The following is a 16,991-nucleotide window of genomic DNA, read 5'->3' as shown; positions in this document are numbered from 1 at the left end:
AGAAATGCGAAAGGCGGAGATTGCAAAAATGATCCGTTCCGAAGATAACATCACAACAACTCAGGCGATTGTTGTCTTTGTCAGCTATATTATGGCTGCGGGAATCCTCAGTTTACCGAGAACGTCCGTAGATGAGGCGGGTACACCGGACGTGTGGTTATCCGTCATTCTAGGCGGACTGATCACATTTGCGGCCGGAGTGATCGTGACAAAATTAAGTCAGGATTATCCCGGGCAAACGTTTTTTCAATACGGCGGGAAGGTTGTCGGCAAATGGCTGGCGGCTGTCATCAGTCTGTTTTTTATCGAGCACTTTGTCACGATTGCGGCATTTGAAGCAAGAATCATGGCGGAAGTTATCAACTTTTATCTGCTCGAAGGAACACCGCTTTGGGCGATTGTCATGACGATGATGTGGGTCGGGCTTTATTCGATCAAAGACGGGATGGGCGCGATCGCCCGTTTGCTTGAAATCATCTTTCCGATTACAGTCATCATCTTCATGATTGTTGTGTTCATGAGCTTTGGCATATTTGAACTGGACAATTTGCGTCCTGTCCTCGGAGACGGCTTCATGCCGGTCCTCAAAGGGGTGAAGGCAACGACCCTTTCCTTTATCAGCGCGGAAGTCATGGTCTTTCTTTTGGCGTTTACGAAAAAGCCGGAAAAGGGCATCAAAGTGCTTGTCGCCGGACTGAGCATTTCCATGCTTTTTTATTTCACGACCGTTGTCTTTGTCATCGGGGCGCTGTCCGTTGACGGAGTAACTTCAATGACATGGCCGACGCTTGAACTGATCCGCAGCTTTGAAATCCCGGGGTTGATATTTGAACGGTTTGAGTCCATGCTGCTTGTCATCTGGATCATGCAACTGTTCGCCACCTTCATCATTTCGTTTTACGCCGCATCGCTGGGCTTGTCTCAAGTCTTTAAAAAAAAGAGCAGACCGATCATGTATGGTCTGCTTCCGGTGATGTATTTGATTGCAATGATACCCAAAAATGTCGATGATGTTTTTTCGCTCGGCGATATGATCGGCTACATTGCGGCTGTTTTATTCTGTATTGTGCCGATTCCGCTTTTGATCATCTCAAAAATGAAAAAGACAAGGAAGAAGCGGACTGGCCATACAAGCTGAGCCATCATCACTTGCCTTTGGCGCTTACGTTTACCCGGTCATTCGGCATGTAGAATACCAACAATAAGGCGGCCGCTGCAGGCAGAACCGCCCATGCAAACGTGTGGACGATCGAGTTTGACAACGCTTCAGTGATCCGATTTAGAATGTCCGGCGGAATCGATGATCTCGAGCTTGATAAAATTTGGTTCGCGTCATCGGCAGAAGCGATCGCCGCTGCATCAGCACTTTTAAAAAACGTCTGCATCTGCTCTGAAAAATGGGTTTTCTGAATCATCCCGAATATACTGGCGCCGATTGTCATGCCGAGCGAGCGGACAAAATTGCTTGTTGAGGTCGCAGAACCTCGCTGCTCTGGACCGAAATGATGAATGGCCGCCATGCTCAAAACAGAGAAGGAAAAGCCGACCCCCAGACCGACGACGATCATATAGACGGTTAATAAAAGACGGGGGGTATCGATGTTGAGCGTGCTTAACAAAGAAAAACCCGCAACCAATATGAATCCTGAGATCACCATAATTTTCCGGTAGCTCATTTTTGTCGTTAAGAAACCGCCGAGCTGTGCGGATATAACGGAGCCGAGCATCATCGGCAGAAGAACAAGCCCTGAATTCGTCGCCGAATCCCCATATACACCTTGGACAAAGATCGGAATCTGGATCGTCGCCGAAATAAATGTCCCTCCGTAAAATAAAGCGACAAGCGTGCTTCCGGCAAACAGGCGGTTTTTAAACATATCAAACGAAATAATCGGCTCTTTCACTTTACGTTCAATCAAAAAGAAGCAAATGAATAATACCGCTGCACTGCAAAAGAGCAGAAGGATCTCGCTTGAATCCCAGGCATATGTCCCGCCGCCAAGCTCAAGCGCAAACATGAGGCAGACGACAGCCCCCACAAGCGTAACGGCGCCAAACCAATCAATATGATGTTTTTCATGCTGTTTCGTTTCTTGATAAAACATCGCGATCAAAATGAAAGAAAGCAAACCGAGCGGCAGATTGATGTAAAATACCCAATGCCAGCTGATGAAATCTGTGATATAAGCGCCGATCAAAGGTCCAAAAATGCTGGACAAGCCAAAAACGGCCCCGAACAGACCCGAGATTTTTCCGCGTTTTTCAAGCGGGAAGATATCAAAAATAATCGTAAAGGCAATCGGAATCAACGCTCCTCCGCCAATCCCCTGAATGGCGCGGTAAATGCTGAGCTGTTCAATGCTCGAAGCTGTTCCGCACAATGCAGAACCGGCCATAAAAACAAAGCTTCCAAACAGAAAAAATCGTTTTCGGCCGTACATGTCCGATAATTTTCCGAAAATCGGCATTCCCGCCATTTCAGCAACCATAAACGCGGATACGACCCAGACAAAGCTGTCGAGCCCGCCGAGATCACCGACAATCGTGCCCATTGCCGTGACGACGATCGTATTGTCCATAGAGGCCATCAAAATGGCGAGCAGCAATCCTGCTACAATAAATCCTAATCTTTTGTTTTGAGTATTTGACAAATGATTCGATTCTCCTTTTATTAGATTTGGCATTCGCGTGGGATCCTGCTATCATTATTTTATATCAGGAAATAAATATCTTAGTTTCTAAGACATTATGATTTTATAGAAGGGTGTTGCCGATGTCAAGGACAAATCAAAAAGGAAGAGAAACGCTCATCGAGGAACTGATTCAGCAGTTAAGATTTCACAGCACCGCCACCGTTTTTATGCACCAGGCGATCGGTGAAAAAATCGGATTGAATGCAACAGACCATAAATGCCTTGAGATTCTTGCGCGTAAAGGGAGCATGACAGCCGGGGAATTGGCGGAAAAGAGCTCCCTGACAACCGGGGCCATCACCGGTGTGATCGACCGGCTCGAAAACGCGGGATATGCCAGGCGCACTAGAGATGCCTCAGACAGAAGACGGCTCTTGATTGAATTGGTGCCGGAAAACATGGAGAATATTTATTCACTGTTTGAAGAGCTTGCCCAACAATCTGCGGTGCTTTTCAGTCGATATACCGATCAGGAGCTGCAGGTTATCACAAGATTCATCAAACATAGTACGGAATTTGCCGCAAACTATGTAGAAAAAATAAGGGGAGCACAGAAGTAGATAGGGGCCTTTAAAACAAGTCTGATCATTCAAAAAACCGGTGAATCAACACCGGTCTTTTTTTATGGCTATGCTTTTTCAATTTGAACTTTTCCCGAAAAGAAGGTGGCACCGCCGCCCATATCGGCCAAACGATCGGGTGTCAGCGCATTCACCAAATAATTTTCGCCTTTCGTATCGGCCCACAGTCCCTGGCTGACGGCCACACCCGGGAGGACGTTTTCACCGACGGCCGCCGGGAGCACGCATTCGCCGCGGTCATTCCAAACCCTTACCATATCTCCGTTTTCAATCCCTTTTTCTTCTGCATCTTGTCTGTTCAAATGGAGCTTAGGTTCCTTTTCTAATTTGATATGTTTCTCATTATTTGAAAAGGTCGAGTTTAAAAAATTGTGATTCGGCCCGGGTACGAATAAAAATGGATAATTGCTCGTCTCTGCAAGCGGTGTATAGGTCGGCAGGGCGGGATAGCCGTCTTGTTCCATCGTTTTTGAATACAATTCGATTTTTCCGCTCGGCGTCGGGAGCCTGTCGGGAAAAATCGCTTCTCTTTTCGCTTTTACAAAGTGCTTTTCAGATAAGCTCTCATAATTTATTCCTTCAAGCCACGGATTGTCCGGATAATGAAGAGCCTGTCTGATCATTTCCTCATCCGAGTCCTTGAGCGGTTCATCATCAAAGCCCATCGCTTCAGCCAGAAGGCGGAACACTTCCGTATTCGATTTGCTCTCACCATATTTCTCAATCACAGGTCTTTGCACTTGTGTATAATGGTGCCAATATGATGTATAGAAATCGGTATTTTCAAAAGCGGAAGAAGCGGGCAGCACGATATCTGCGTACCGCGCGGTTTCCGTCAGGAATAAATCATGGACGACGGTAAACAAATCTTCGCGCTCTAGTCCTTGTCTGACCTTGTTTGCTTCAGGCGCGACGACGGCCGGATTGCTGCTGTACACAAACAAAGAACGGATCGGGGGATCGGCTTCCAAAAGGGCTTTTCCAAGCTGATTCATGTTGATCACCCGCGGGGTTCTGCCATGTAACAAATCCGGGCGCTGCAAGGCCGTTGTATTATAGGCTAAAAATGCAGTATTGCCTTTAATCGCGCCTCCGCCTTTTACCGTCCATTGCCCAGTAATCGCGGGCAGACAGGCAATCGTTCTGACGATCATACCGCCGTTGTCGTGATGCTGGAGACCGTTTCCGATGCGAATCAAAGAAGGGGAGGTCTCGCCGTACAGACGGGCAAGCCTTTCGATATCGTCACGCGGAACCCCGGTGATTTCCGCCACCGTGTCAGGATCATATTGAACGACATGGCGGCGCAGTTCTTCATATCCGACTGTGTATGTTTTGAGAAAGGCCTCGTCAGCCATTTTTTCCTTGAATAACACGTGCATAATGCCGAGAGCAAGGGCACTGTCGGTTCCCGGACGGATCGGGATGAACCAGTCCGCCATTCTGCCTGTCTGATTTTTGTGAACATCGATCACAACAATTTTGGCCCCGTTTTTCCGCGCTTTTTGAGCGATTGTGATCTGATGCATGTTTGTTGAGACGGCATTGATTCCCCAAAATACGAACAGTTTTGTCTCTGTTGTATGTTCCGGATCTGTGCCGATGCTTCCACCCATCGTGTATTTGTAGCCCGTTGAGCCCGCAGGGGTGCAAATCGCGCGGTCAAGCTGGCTTGAGCCGAGATGGTGGAAGAAACGCCTGTCCATTCCTTCAGCAGTCAAATTTCCCATATTGCCGTAAAAGCTGTAAGGCAGTATGCTTTCAGCGCCTTCTTTTTCAATGAGTTCCTGCCAGCGTGTGCGGATCGTTTCAATGGCTTCATCCCAGCTGATCGGCTCAAATTTCCCTTCGCCTTTGGCGCCCGTCCGTTTCAGCGGGGTTTTCAGCCGTTGTGGATCATAAATGCGCTCTTTCATATTGCGAACTTTATTGCAGATGTTGCCACGCGTGACCGGGTGATCCGGATCACCTTGTATTTTTACGATTTTACCGTCTTTTTTATGAACAAGCAGCCCGCACTGGTCAGGACAGTCAAGTGAACATACGGATTTAAAAATGCCGTCTTTTTGATCAACATAAGACTCCATAGGATACGTTCCTTTCCGGTAAAAATAGTATGATTCTAGCATTATATCATGTCACAACATCCCGTCAATTCTGAAAATTATTCTTTATGAAGAACATGATCAAAGCCCCCGAGCTTCTTTCAGCGAAACGCGGGGGCTTAAAAAGACTTTATTCTTTATCAAAATCAGGCGAAACCGCCTTTTTGATAAATATCGCGGTAAAGAAAGCCGCAACGCTTAAAGCGAGCGCGAACCAATAGGCATGATGTACACCGTGTGTCATCGCTTCATTCAGCAATCCTTTGCTGACGGCAGCTCCTTTGTGCTGATCGAGAAAACTTTGCTGGCCTTGGGTCATGATGCTGACAAAGACCGAAACGCCCAGTGCTCCGGCAACAGGCTGCAATGTATTGGAGATCGCCGTTCCGTGCGGGTACAAATGCTTCGGCAGTTCGTTCAAAGCATTTGTTTGCGATGGCATCATGATCGCAGAGATTGACAGCATCAGGATGATGTAAACAATAATGAACGCCCATATCGGCACAGACGGATTAATTCTGCTAAAGAAAATCATCACACCGATCAAGACGATTGTGCCCGGGATAATGAGCTTTCTCGGCCCGAATTTATCGAATAAAGCGCCCATCGCCGGCGACATCAGGCCGTTTAACAAAGCACCCGGCAAAAGCAGCAAACCGGCCGTTTTCGCAGAAAAACCAAGCGGTCCCTGCAAATACATCGGCATCACTATTTCTGAGGCAAACATCGCCATGATGACAATCACGAAAATGCAGACTCCGCGTGTATAATTTTTATAGGCAAACACACGGACATCGAGCAATGGCTCATCAAGCTTCAATTGACGAAGCACAAAGAAAACGAGGCTGATCAGACCGATGACAATCACAGCAATGATCTTGACGGAAGCAAACCCTTCGGGATCTTCTCCAGCACTGCTGAATCCATATACGATTCCGCCGATCCCGATCGTGGAGAGGATGATCGAGAGAAAATCCGCACGCGGGCGCGTCACTTCACCGACATTCTGCAAATATTTCATTGCAAACAAAATGGAAAATAACGCAAAAGGAATCACGATAAAAAACAGCCAGCGCCAGCCGAGGACATCGACAATGACACCTGACAACGTAGGGCCGATGGCAGGGGCGAACATGATCACCAGTCCAAACGTCCCCATGATTTTGCCGCGGACTTCAGGCCGGTAGAGTAAAAGCAATGCATTCATGATAATGGGAATTAACAATCCCGTACCAACAGCCTGAATCATGCGTCCGGTCAAAAGCATCGGAAAATTGACCGCACAGCCGGCGATCACGGTTCCTGTCAAAAACACCGTCATGACGCCGATAAACATTTGCCTTGTCGTAAACCATTGAATGAGTAACGCGGAAACAGGCATTAAAACGCCCATGACAAGCATAAATCCGGTCGCCATCCATTGAACGGTCGGAGCGTCAACATGAAAAACGGTCATCAGCTCCGTCAGCGCAATGTTCAGCAAGGTTTCATTTAATATGGCAAAGAACGCGCCAATCATGAAGGTGATAAGTATAGCTTTAGAATTAAAGGTTTGGGTCTTTTCCATACCATTCCTCCTGTTATTTCGTCTTTCTAATGTAGATATTGCACAAGATGAGAGGCGAAGAAAAAGACGATTCTATCATGTATATCCGCATCTCTCACGAGTTTCGCTATCCGCTTCAAAGGTTAGGTTTTTACCGCGACTATATGAGTATACTTGGTCTTTTACAGATTTACAATAATGTTGTTTGGTTTCTAAATTATTGCAGTACGTCCTGATGATGGGGCAGGTGATCCAAACCTTTTTATTTGCCTATTCTTGCAAGGTTTCATTATAATTTTCCTTGTGACTTACATAGAGAAAGGGAGTTTCGTCATGCAATCTTTACAAAACAAAACAGCTCTTATTACAGGCGGGGCCAGAGGAATCGGCCGTGCGGCTGCGATCGCACTGGCAAAAGAAGGCGTCCATATCGGCCTGATCGGCCGCACGACAGCCAATCTGGAAAAAGCGGCTGAAGAATTGAAGCCTTTCGGTGTAAAAGTGTCTGTCAGCACAGCTGATGTGAAAGATTTAAAAGCGGTGGAAAGCGCAGTCCAATCCATTAAAGGGGAACTCGGCCAGATTGATATCCTCATTAATAATGCCGGTATCGGAGGATTTGCAGGGTTTCTTGAACAAACGCCGGAAGAGTGGGAATCAATCATCCAGGTCAACCTGATGGGCGTATACAATGTAACGCGCGCCGTTTTACCTGAAATGGTGGAAAGAAAAGCGGGGGACATCATTAATATTTCTTCAACAGCGGGTCAAAGGGGCGCAGCGGGAACGAGCGCATACAGCGCATCTAAATTTGCCGTGCTCGGGCTGACCGAATCGTTAATGCAAGAGGTCAGAAAGCACAACATCAGAGTGAGCGCCCTTACGCCGAGCACGGTTGCAACAGATTTAGCCATCGATTCAAAATTAACCGACGGCAACCCTGAACGCGTCATGCAGCCGGAGGATCTCGCTGAATTTATGGTAGCCCAGCTTAAACTGCATCCGCGCATTTTTATTAAATCTGCGGGCATGTGGTCTACAAATCCATAAGTCAAACGATAAGGACGGGTTTTTAAACCCGTCCTGTTTTCATTTTTATGAAAGCCGTATGGGAAGATGGCGAACCCCGAATACAAATGGACTCTGAATCGCTTCAAGCACTTCTGTCCGTTCCCTTTCCATCCGGAAGTTTTGCAGCAGGTGAGAGAGCGCGATTTTCGCTTCCAGACGGGCGAGGGGAGCGCCAAGACAAAAATGAATGCCAAAGCCGAAGCTCATGTGAGGATTTGTCTTGCGGTCAAGCTTAAAGATTTCAGGGTCATTAAACTTTGTTTCATCCCTGTTAGCTGAAGCGACCCAGCTGATGACGGATTCTCCTTTTTGAATCGGGACGCCTTTGATCTCTACGTCTTCAGCCGCCACGCGGCCAATCGCCTGTACGGGCGGATAATAGCGCAGCGTTTCCTCGACAAGCTGGACAACGAGGGATGGGTCGTTCTGAACCGTTTCCTGTACCTTGACATCCTCCGTTAAGTAGCGGACGGCATTGGCAATCAAATTCGTTGTCGTTTCATTTCCCGCGACTAAAAGGAGTATACAAAAGCTGAGCAATTCTTCTTCAGACAAGGATTCGCCCTCGACATCCGCCTGAATCAAAAGCGATATTAAATCTTCTTTCGGCTCTTTCCGGCGCAGCTTGATAATGTCTCTGAAGTATTCCTTTAAAAATCGGTTGCCTTCGTCCCGCTCTTTGTTCATCTGTTCGACCGCTTCATCAGAGCTGTCTTTCGCACCGGAAACAAGGATGTCTGAATAATGTTTAAACATAAGCCGGTCTTCTGCCGGTACGCCCAGCAGTTCAGCAATGATAATAACCGGAAGCGGTCCGGCCAAATCATCCACAACATCAAACGATTCTTTGTTTTCGGCTTGATTGATCAAAAAAGCCGTGACTTCTTCAATATGCGCTTCAAGCTGTTTCACGGCTTTCGGTGTGAAAGCCTTGTTGACGATCGCCCGCATTTTTGTATGTCTTGGGGGATCCATTGTTAATATGCTTTTTCCCTCCATATCACCGCCGCGTTTTGAAGAAAAAAGCTTAGGGTTTTTCAGCACATATTGAACATCTTCATACGAAAATATGTCCCAGCACTGGCGATCATGATCATAACGCACTGGCTCTGTTTGCCGAAGTCTGTTATAAACCGGAAAGGGGAACAGCCGGTCTTCATTTGCACGGATTTCTTTCATTGGAATCCAGTTGGCATATCGGTTGGTTTGTATGGATTTTGCCACGGTCAACTCTCCTTTATAAGCTCGTTATTTACATGCCTGAACCGGTTCATATGTTTACGTTATCACTATTTTTATACCCTTTTCAACGGACATACTATGAAGAAATTGTCAATTAGACAAAAGTAACGCTTTTAATAAAGAGAAAAAGAGTAGGGCTGATCACTTCTCATCTTTAAGCGGGAAGGACATGGAATCTATTTACATTCAAGGCGATGTCTGCTAGATTTAAAATAGCATCACATTTTAAAAGATGAAAGGATTGATAGCGCTTACAAAAGAGAATGAGAAGTGAAAAGCCGGTTATAAAGCCTCTGGACTGTTTTTCATTATGAATCGTAAAGGGGACTGTGTAATGAAAACAAATATTTCAAAGAGGTATCTGGAAGCATTTCATGAAAGAATGTCAGGCGGTGCACCGACAGCAAAAGAACCGGGGGGCAGAGCAGCTGCGGAGAAAGTTCCGAAGTTTACCGCTTATCCGTTTACTTTGGGCGTTTCTTCAGGCGAGCCTCTCTCCGACGGCGTCGTGCTGTGGACACGCCTTGCCCCTGAGCCGCTGAACGGCGGAGGGATGCCCCCGGAAGATGTGACGGTCAAATGGGAAGTTGCCACAGATATCGACTTCCGGAATATCGTCAGACAGGGGGAGTCGGCCGCCAAGCGCGAGTATGCCCATTCTGTCCATGTCGAAGTAGACGGGCTGGATCCTGACAGCATTTATTATTATCGTTTTCATGCCGGCTATGAAACCAGCCAAATCGGCCGCACAAAAACACTTCCTCTCCAAACGGCAAAAGTGGATCACCTCGCATTTGCGTTTGTCTCTTGCCAGCATTTCGAAGAGGGGTTCTATACGGCGTACCGCCGACTGGCGGAAGAAAGCCTTGACTTCGTTTTGCATTTAGGTGACGCGATTTATGAATACGGCCAAGGGACAGCAGCCAAGAATGTCCGGCTCCATAAAGGCGCGGAGACCTTAACGCTTGAAGACTATAGAACGCGCCACGCCCAGTACTTATTTGACGCCGACTATCAGCGGGCCCGCTCACTGTTTCCATGGATCGTCACATGGGACGACCATGATGTGGAAAACAATTACGCCGGACTCATTCCTGAAAAAAATCAATCTCCTGATCGTTTTATTCTGAGACGGGCAAGTGCATATCAGGCCTACTATGAGCATATGCCGCTCAGGACTTCGTCGCTTCCGAAGGGAGCGGATATGCAAATGTACAGGAGAGTCACATACGGCGATTTAGCCGAGTTTAACATCCTTGACACACGCCAATACCGCGACGACCAGGCCAATAATGACGGCAATAAGCCGCCCAGTTTTGATTCAACCGATCCTTCAAGAAGCATCTTAGGCCAGGAGCAGAAAAGGTGGCTATATGAGGGACTCCGCAGTTCTCAGGCGATTTGGAATGTACTCGCCCAGCAGGTCTTTTTTTCACAGGTCGACCACCAGGCCGGTGATGTGAAAATTTTACCAATGGATGGATGGGACGGATATTCAGCAGAACGAAACGAGGTCGTCGAGTTTTTACAAAAACAGCATATTTCCAATCCGATTGTCCTGACAGGTGACGTGCATACCAACTGGGTATTTGACATTAAAAGCGATTTTGACAACCCCAATTCCACAACAGTGGGCGCTGAATTTGCCGGAACTTCCGTGAGCTCGGGAGGAGACCGGGCAAGTTCGCTGGACCCCAAGACCCTTTTTATGGAAAATCCTCATTTGAAATTTTTTAGCGATCAGCGCGGCTATGTCCGCTGTACGGTGACGCCGCAATCTTGGCGGGCCGATTATCGAATGCTTGATTATGTCTCAAGGCCGGGCGCACCAATTACTACCGCCGCCTCATTTATTTGCGAAAATGGACGGCCGGGCGTCCGCCGGGCATCCGACATGTAAAGAAAAGGCTGTGCCAGAAAAGCGTTTCACTCACGCTTTCAGGCACAGCCTAAAATCTTATCCGACGGCTTCTTCCCGGGAAAACTGGCTGTTATACAAATCAGCATAAAAACCATCTTGCCGGAGCAGCTCTTCATGGGTTCCTTGTTCAATAATGTCTCCGTGATTCATGACAAGAATCAGATCCGCATCTTTAATGGTGGATAGGCGGTGGGCGATGACAAAGCTTGTGCGGTTATCCATCAGCCTGTTCATCGCTTTTTGGATATTCATTTCCGTACGGGTGTCAACACTGCTTGTCGCTTCATCCAAAATTAAAATCTTCGGATCGGCCAAAATGGCTCTCGCGATCGTCAAGAGCTGCCTTTGCCCCTGCGAAATATTTTGTGCATCCTCGCCAAGTACCGTGTCATAGCCGTCAGGCAGGGTGCGGATAAAGTCGTCGGCATATGCGCCTTTTGCCGCCTGGATGATGTCTTCGTCTGTCGCATTTTCACGCCCATACGCAATATTGTCGCGGATCGTGCCGTTAAAAAGCCAGGTGTCCTGAAGGACCATCGCAAACATGCTGCGCGCCTGCTCGCGCGAGAGCTCGGTAAGATCAATTCCGCCCACCTTGATCCGACCTTTGTTCAGTTCGTAAAAGCGCATCAATAGATTGATAATCGTCGTTTTTCCCGCACCGGTCGGTCCGACGATCGCAATTGTCCGGCCCTCTTCGACATCGAGGTGTAGATCGCGGATCACCGGTACATCTTTGTCATAGCCGAACGCGACGTGTTCAAACGACACATCGCCGGTTAATATCTCAGTGTCGATGTCTGCAGGTGTTTCCTGTTTTTCCTCTTCTTCGTCCAACAGGCTGAAGACCCTTTCCGCCGAAGCGATCGCAGACTGAATCGTGTTGGCGATTCCGGCGGCCTGGACAAGCGGCTGGGAAAACTGCTGGGTGTATTGAATAAAAGCCTGCACGCCCCCGACCAGCATGGCGCCGTTTAAGACGAAAATACCGCCCGTAATGCTGACAAAAACATAGCCGAGGTTGCCGATAAAGGTCATCATCGGCATCATCAGTCCGGATATAAATTGCGCTTTCCAGCCGGATTGGTACAGCCGTTCATTGACTTCATCAAACTGCTGAATCGCTTTTTCCTCATGTCCGAACGCCTTTACTTCCTGGTGTCCAGTAAACATTTCCTCAACATGGCCGTTGATTGCGCCGAGCTCATGCTGCTGACTGCTGAAATGCTTCTGTGAGAAGGAAGCGATCAGCCTCACCGCAATCATGCTCAGCGGAATGGTGATACATACGACAAGGGTCAGCCAAGGGCTGATCAAGAGCATCATGATGATGATCCCGACAATGGTGATGACCGAGGTGATCATCTGTGTCAGCGCCTGCTGCAGCGAATTATTAATATTGTCGATATCATTGACTGCACGGCTGAGTGTGTCGCCGTGCGAATGACCGTCAAAGTATTTTAAAGGAAGGCGAGTCAGCTTCTCATTAACTTCCTGACGCATTTCAAATATCGTTTTTTGCGCCACTCCGGCCATCATGTACTGCTGCAAAAATGTAAATAAAGCCGAGAGCAAGTAAAGACCGGCCAAAGTCAGCGTAATCCGGCCAAGGAAATCAAACTGAACACCGGTTCCCTTCGTAAAGCTCGCAAAAAGGGAGGAGGTGGCATCACCGAGAAGCTTTGGGCTGATGACATTAAACAAGGTGCCTAAAATTGCCGCGATGAAGACCAGCACAAGCTGAAAAGTCCGCGGTTTTAAATAGCCGGCCAGCCTCAAGAGTGTTTTCTTAAACTCCTTTGGTTTTTCAGGCTTCATACCTGCTGGGGATGAGCCGGGGTGCCGATTTTCTTTTTTGCTCATGCGCTCTCCTCCTCAGCTTGCTGGGATGCGACGATTTCCTGATAAATCTTGTTTTCCGCAAGCAATTGTTGATGTGTGCCGATCCCGGCGATTTTCCCTTCATTTAAGACGATGATTTGATCCGCTTCCGTGATCGTGCTGACCCTTTGTGCGACAATGATCACGGCGGCGTCGGCGGTTCTTTTCTCCAGCGCGTCTCTTAGCTTTTTGTCCGTCTTGTAATCAAGCGCTGAAAAGCTGTCGTCAAACAGATAGATCTCCGGTTTTCTGACCAATGCCCTGGCGATGGAAAGCCGCTGTTTTTGGCCTCCTGAAAGATTGGCGCCGGCCTGCTCGATATAAGCGTCGATTCCGTTTTCCTTGCCTTCGATAAACTCTGAGGCCTGGGCGGCTTCAAGCGCCTCAAGAATTTCCTCTTCAGTCGCATCTTCTTTGCCAAAGCGGATATTATCGCGAATCGTCCCGCTGAATAATGAAGCTTTTTGCGGCACGTAGCCGATTTTCTTGCGCAGCTCTTTTTGCGGGATCTTCCGCACATCGATTCCGTCTACAAGCACAGCCCCTTCTTCGATGTCAAAGAACCTCGGAATCAATTGCAGGATGGTCGTTTTTCCCGCACCCGTACTGCCGATGATCGCGGTGGTTTCGCCCGGCTTTGCCTTGAATGAAATCTGTTCAAGGACAGGCTTTTCCGCGCCGGTATAGCGGAATGTGACATCCTTGAATTCAACATGGCCATAGAGCCCGCTATCTTCAGTCGGCTGCTTTGGATCGGAGATTTTAGGAGCGATCATCAATAGTTCATTGATGCGGTCCGCCGATGCTTGCGCTCGCGGAATCATGACGAATGTCATGGAAAGCATGATCAAAGCGAACAAGATCATGGACGCATATTGCAGGAATGCCATTAAGTTACCGACCTGCATGGTGCCTTCATCAACCCGAATTCCTCCGAACCAGATGATGGCGATGTTCGTGAAATTCATCATGATCATCATCACCGGAAATAGGAAGGCCATGATTCTGTTAACAGCGATTCCCGTATCCCGAAATTCTTTGTTTGCCTGTTCAAACCGCTTTTTTTCTTCATCTACACGATTAAATGCGCGAATGACACGGACACCCGTCAATCCTTCCCGAAGGATGAGGTTGAGACGGTCCGTCTTTTTTTGCAGGACGCCAAACAGAGGGACGGCCTTTCTAGTAATCAGAAAAATTAAGCCAGCCAGTATCGGAAGAGACGCCAGGAAAATGATCGACAGCTTTGCATCCCTTGATACGGCCAGCACAATCCCGCCGATTAACATCAACGGGGCTCTTGTCATCATGTTGAGCATCATATTGAGCACATCTTGAACTTGTTTGACATCATTTGTCGTCCGCGTGATGAGGGAGGCGGACCCGACCTTCCCGAACTCCTCCAGCGAAAAATGTTCGACTTTCACAAACAGCTTGCGCCGAATGTCCCTGCCGAAGCCTAGGGCCGTTTTGGATGAGAAAAAAGCTTTGCCGACCGTCATGATGATCGCCAGGAGAGAACAAAGAATCATCCATACACCGTTTTTGAGGATGTATCCCATGTCTGAGTTGACGATCCCGACATCAACGACATCGGCCATTAATGTAGGCAAATATAGTTCAAGCAAACTGCCGAACAGTGTAAAAGCTGCAACGAGAATCACCTGCAGCTTATAAGGCTTCAAAAATTTTAAGAGAGATATCATCTTTCAACCTTCTTTTCGTCTTTTTTTAGGCCGAGCTCCAAAAAGTCGGACATTTTATGGACTAGCTCGGCAAACTGTTTGCTTTCCGCTTCGCCAATATAAGCGGCCAGCTGGATGAACCATTGATTGAGTTCTTTTTTCACTTCCTTTGCCGCTTTTTTACCTTTATCGGTTAAAAAAATCCGGACGATCCTTCGATCACCTTGATCCATGCGCCGGTCAATCAGTCCTTTTTCATTCAGCCGGTTTAAAAGCTGTGTGGCAAAAGGGGAGGTAACGTGCAGCGCCTGGCTGATTTCCGATACCATTTTCCCTTCTTTTCCGGCATTTTCATTTAGAAACATTAATGCTTTCCCTTCATTATTTTTCCAGTCTTGAGAGGGAATCGTGTGTTTCATTTCCAAGTAACGCACCCGGCTAAACGCCTGAATTAATTGTTCAACCGTTTCCCGGCTGATGTCATCCTGTTTCATCGCTTGCACCTGCTCTTTTAAATTTAATTAAGTAAGTAAACTAAATAGCTATCAATATATTACAAAGAACAACAAAAAAATGTCAACGAAGAACCCCTGGACAAAAGAAAAAACCTGATCGCTTCAGGAACGAATCAGGCTATTCGGTCAATCGGATAAAAAACTCTTTTAAATCAACGTGACGAAGATGTTTCGGAGCTTCATCCGATCCGACAATGATCATCGGTGCCAGACTATCCATTTTATAGAGGGAGCCGTGTCCGCCTCCGCCGAGATGAAGAGGGGATTTTTCTGCGGCAAATTGATAACCCGGTTTCGCGTCGGCGACGACGTATCGGCCGCTGTGGGAGTGGAGGGCGCTGTAAAGACGGGCGAGGGCATCGGGGTAATCCCCGTAGCGGAGCATTCTCCCGTTCACTGAAAGATTTAATACAGAGAAGTCCCCGCCGATAGACCACGATTGTCCGTAAGAATCCGTATAGCGTCCACCCGGTCGGAAACGAAGCGGCTCTTTCGCCTGCTTTGAATCGGCATAGATCCAGCCGTTTTCTTTCCAAGCGGCAAAACCGATTCTTCCGTCTTTCTTCAATGTATTTACCGCTCCTTTAACCGGCATGCTTTGCTCGATACAATAAATAAATGCCATTCTGTCGTTGACGGCAAACATAAGCTGGTCTTGATTCCGCGGACCCTTTATATCGGCCGTCCTGTCATCAGCAAATACGGAATGGAGCCTGATGACGGCTTTATCTCTGTCTTTTCCGATCACCGTCTGGCCGCTGTCTCCCATGATCACCCACACCGCCTGCTGACAAGCTTCACTCCATGAATTATAAGTGCTTAACATCCGCTGAAGCTCTTCATCGATTTTTTCAAGGCCATTCATGTTGTTCGGGCCTTTTTGATGGGCAACACGGTCAAAATCGGGCAAATAAGCTACTGTCAACGCCGGAAGCTTGTGCTTTTTGATTAAATAAGAGACTTCCTGCGCCGTAAATTTGTCATTCACACCATACCTTTGCCAAATATGATGGTCGCGGTTCTCCGGATTCAGCTGGGCAAACCGGCCGAGCGAAAAGAGCGCCGGACCATTGATGCTCATCTTCTCCGGCATCAGCTTCAGCCGTTTAAGCGGCGGCGGAATGTTTAACTCGTGCCGGTGATTCCCGCGATAGATCAGCCCGTTTACAGAGGCCGACTGTTTTCCCTGTTTTTCTAAATCTTCATGGATCGTTGTCGTCTTCGTGCTTAAATGACGATGATTTAACGAATACATTCCGTCCTTGATCGTTTGCTTGAGACCGAGTGAGACCATCTCTTTTTTGTCGCTGCCGTAATTGACGAGACGCTTTTCCTTCTCGTTATACCAGACAAGCCCGGGCACATGGTGGATATGGGGATAGGTTCCTGTCAGTAAAGTGCTGTCAATCGACACAGACATCGTCGGATAGGCGCTCACGACTTCAGGCTCATAGCGGCCGTTTTCAAGAAAAAATTTCAGCGCTGGAGCGCGCCCTTCTTTGACCGCTTTTTTTAAAGGAACATCCATTAACGAATCGATGATCAGTACAATGACAGGCTTTTCGGCAGTTTTGACAACCGCTGTTTTTTCATTGGTCCGTCCCTGTTTTTCATCTCCGGTGTTAAGCCATATCATAAATATAATCAGTGCGCATAAGAAAACGGCAAACATCATGATGAACTTTTTCAAAACGGCTTCACTCCTTTCCCCTAAAGCGTTACTGAACACATATTTTCCCAGGTGGACGCCC

12 protein-coding genes are annotated in these 16,991 nt (G+C 47.7%); 4 read left to right on the top strand and 8 right to left on the bottom strand.

The window, feature by feature from the left end; genetic code table 11:
- The first annotated feature begins 28 nt into the window (after positions 1 to 28).
- Positions 29 to 1,138 (top strand): spore germination protein, encoded by a 1,110-nt coding sequence (locus M654_RS13340; protein WP_026587384.1) that lies wholly within the window; start codon positions 29 to 31, stop codon positions 1,136 to 1,138.
- Between the two features lie 7 nt (positions 1,139 to 1,145).
- On the opposite strand, the gene M654_RS13335 is transcribed toward M654_RS13340, so the two are convergent.
- Positions 1,146 to 2,684, bottom strand: coding sequence for an MDR family MFS transporter (locus M654_RS13335; RefSeq protein ID WP_051290382.1), 1,539 nt, complete (start codon positions 2,682 to 2,684; stop codon positions 1,146 to 1,148).
- Between the two features lie 89 nt (positions 2,685 to 2,773).
- Here M654_RS13335 and M654_RS13330 point away from each other — a divergent pair, with 89 nt between their 5' ends.
- The gene (locus tag M654_RS13330; RefSeq protein WP_026587382.1) at positions 2,774 to 3,253 is read left to right on the top strand and encodes a MarR family winged helix-turn-helix transcriptional regulator; all 480 of its coding nucleotides are present in this window, start codon (positions 2,774 to 2,776) and stop codon (positions 3,251 to 3,253) included.
- 68 nt (positions 3,254 to 3,321) lie between these two features.
- Here M654_RS13330 and M654_RS13325 read toward each other — a convergent pair whose 3' ends face one another.
- Together M654_RS13325 and M654_RS13320 are read right to left on the bottom strand one after the other, a co-directional pair.
- Positions 3,322 to 5,361 (bottom strand): molybdopterin-containing oxidoreductase family protein, encoded by a 2,040-nt coding sequence (locus M654_RS13325; RefSeq protein ID WP_026587381.1) that lies wholly within the window; start codon positions 5,359 to 5,361, stop codon positions 3,322 to 3,324.
- 148 nt (positions 5,362 to 5,509) lie between these two features.
- Positions 5,510 to 6,946 carry an MDR family MFS transporter gene (locus tag M654_RS13320; RefSeq protein ID WP_026587380.1) on the bottom strand — a complete coding sequence of 479 codons (1,437 nt, stop codon included), beginning with the start codon at positions 6,944 to 6,946 and terminating at the stop codon, positions 5,510 to 5,512.
- Positions 6,947 to 7,258: 312 nt separating this feature from the next.
- Here M654_RS13320 and M654_RS13315 point away from each other — a divergent pair, with 312 nt between their 5' ends.
- On the top strand, positions 7,259 to 7,975 hold the full coding sequence (locus tag M654_RS13315; RefSeq protein ID WP_026587379.1) for a 3-ketoacyl-ACP reductase: 717 nt from the start codon (positions 7,259 to 7,261) through the stop codon (positions 7,973 to 7,975).
- 45 nt (positions 7,976 to 8,020) lie between these two features.
- Here the strand turns inward: M654_RS13315 and M654_RS13310 are convergent, their stop codons facing one another.
- Positions 8,021 to 9,175 carry a cytochrome P450 gene (locus M654_RS13310; protein WP_051290414.1) on the bottom strand — a complete coding sequence of 385 codons (1,155 nt, stop codon included), beginning with the start codon at positions 9,173 to 9,175 and terminating at the stop codon, positions 8,021 to 8,023.
- A 397-nt stretch (positions 9,176 to 9,572) separates the two neighbouring features.
- Between M654_RS13310 and M654_RS13305 the strand changes: the two genes are divergently transcribed.
- Entirely contained in the window at positions 9,573 to 11,138 is a 1,566-nt protein-coding gene (locus M654_RS13305; protein ID WP_026587377.1) for an alkaline phosphatase D family protein, read from the top strand.
- A 57-nt stretch (positions 11,139 to 11,195) separates the two neighbouring features.
- On the opposite strand, the gene M654_RS13300 is transcribed toward M654_RS13305, so the two are convergent.
- From M654_RS13300 to M654_RS13285, 4 genes are all read right to left on the bottom strand, one after another.
- A complete protein-coding gene (locus M654_RS13300; RefSeq protein WP_026587376.1) occupies positions 11,196 to 13,022 on the bottom strand; it encodes an ABC transporter ATP-binding protein in 1,827 nt (608 codons plus the stop codon).
- Complete coding sequence (locus M654_RS13295; protein WP_026587375.1) at positions 13,019 to 14,746, bottom strand: ABC transporter ATP-binding protein; 1,728 nt, start codon at positions 14,744 to 14,746, stop codon at positions 13,019 to 13,021. Before M654_RS13295 ends, M654_RS13300 begins: the two co-directional genes overlap by 4 nt.
- Positions 14,743 to 15,219 carry a MarR family winged helix-turn-helix transcriptional regulator gene (locus M654_RS13290; protein WP_026587374.1) on the bottom strand — a complete coding sequence of 159 codons (477 nt, stop codon included), beginning with the start codon at positions 15,217 to 15,219 and terminating at the stop codon, positions 14,743 to 14,745. Before M654_RS13290 ends, M654_RS13295 begins: the two co-directional genes overlap by 4 nt.
- A 139-nt stretch (positions 15,220 to 15,358) precedes the next feature.
- Entirely contained in the window at positions 15,359 to 16,930 is a 1,572-nt protein-coding gene (locus tag M654_RS13285; RefSeq protein WP_026587373.1) for an alkaline phosphatase family protein, read from the bottom strand.
- Positions 16,931 to 16,991 lie beyond the last annotated feature (61 nt).

Origin of the sequence: Bacillus sp. NSP9.1 (genome assembly GCF_000465465.2) — a bacterium.
Classification (GTDB): domain Bacteria; phylum Bacillota; class Bacilli; order Bacillales; family Bacillaceae; genus Bacillus; species Bacillus sonorensis_A.
The sequence above is the reverse complement of the archived record's forward strand: the minus strand, read 5'-3'. Positions and strand labels throughout refer to the sequence as shown.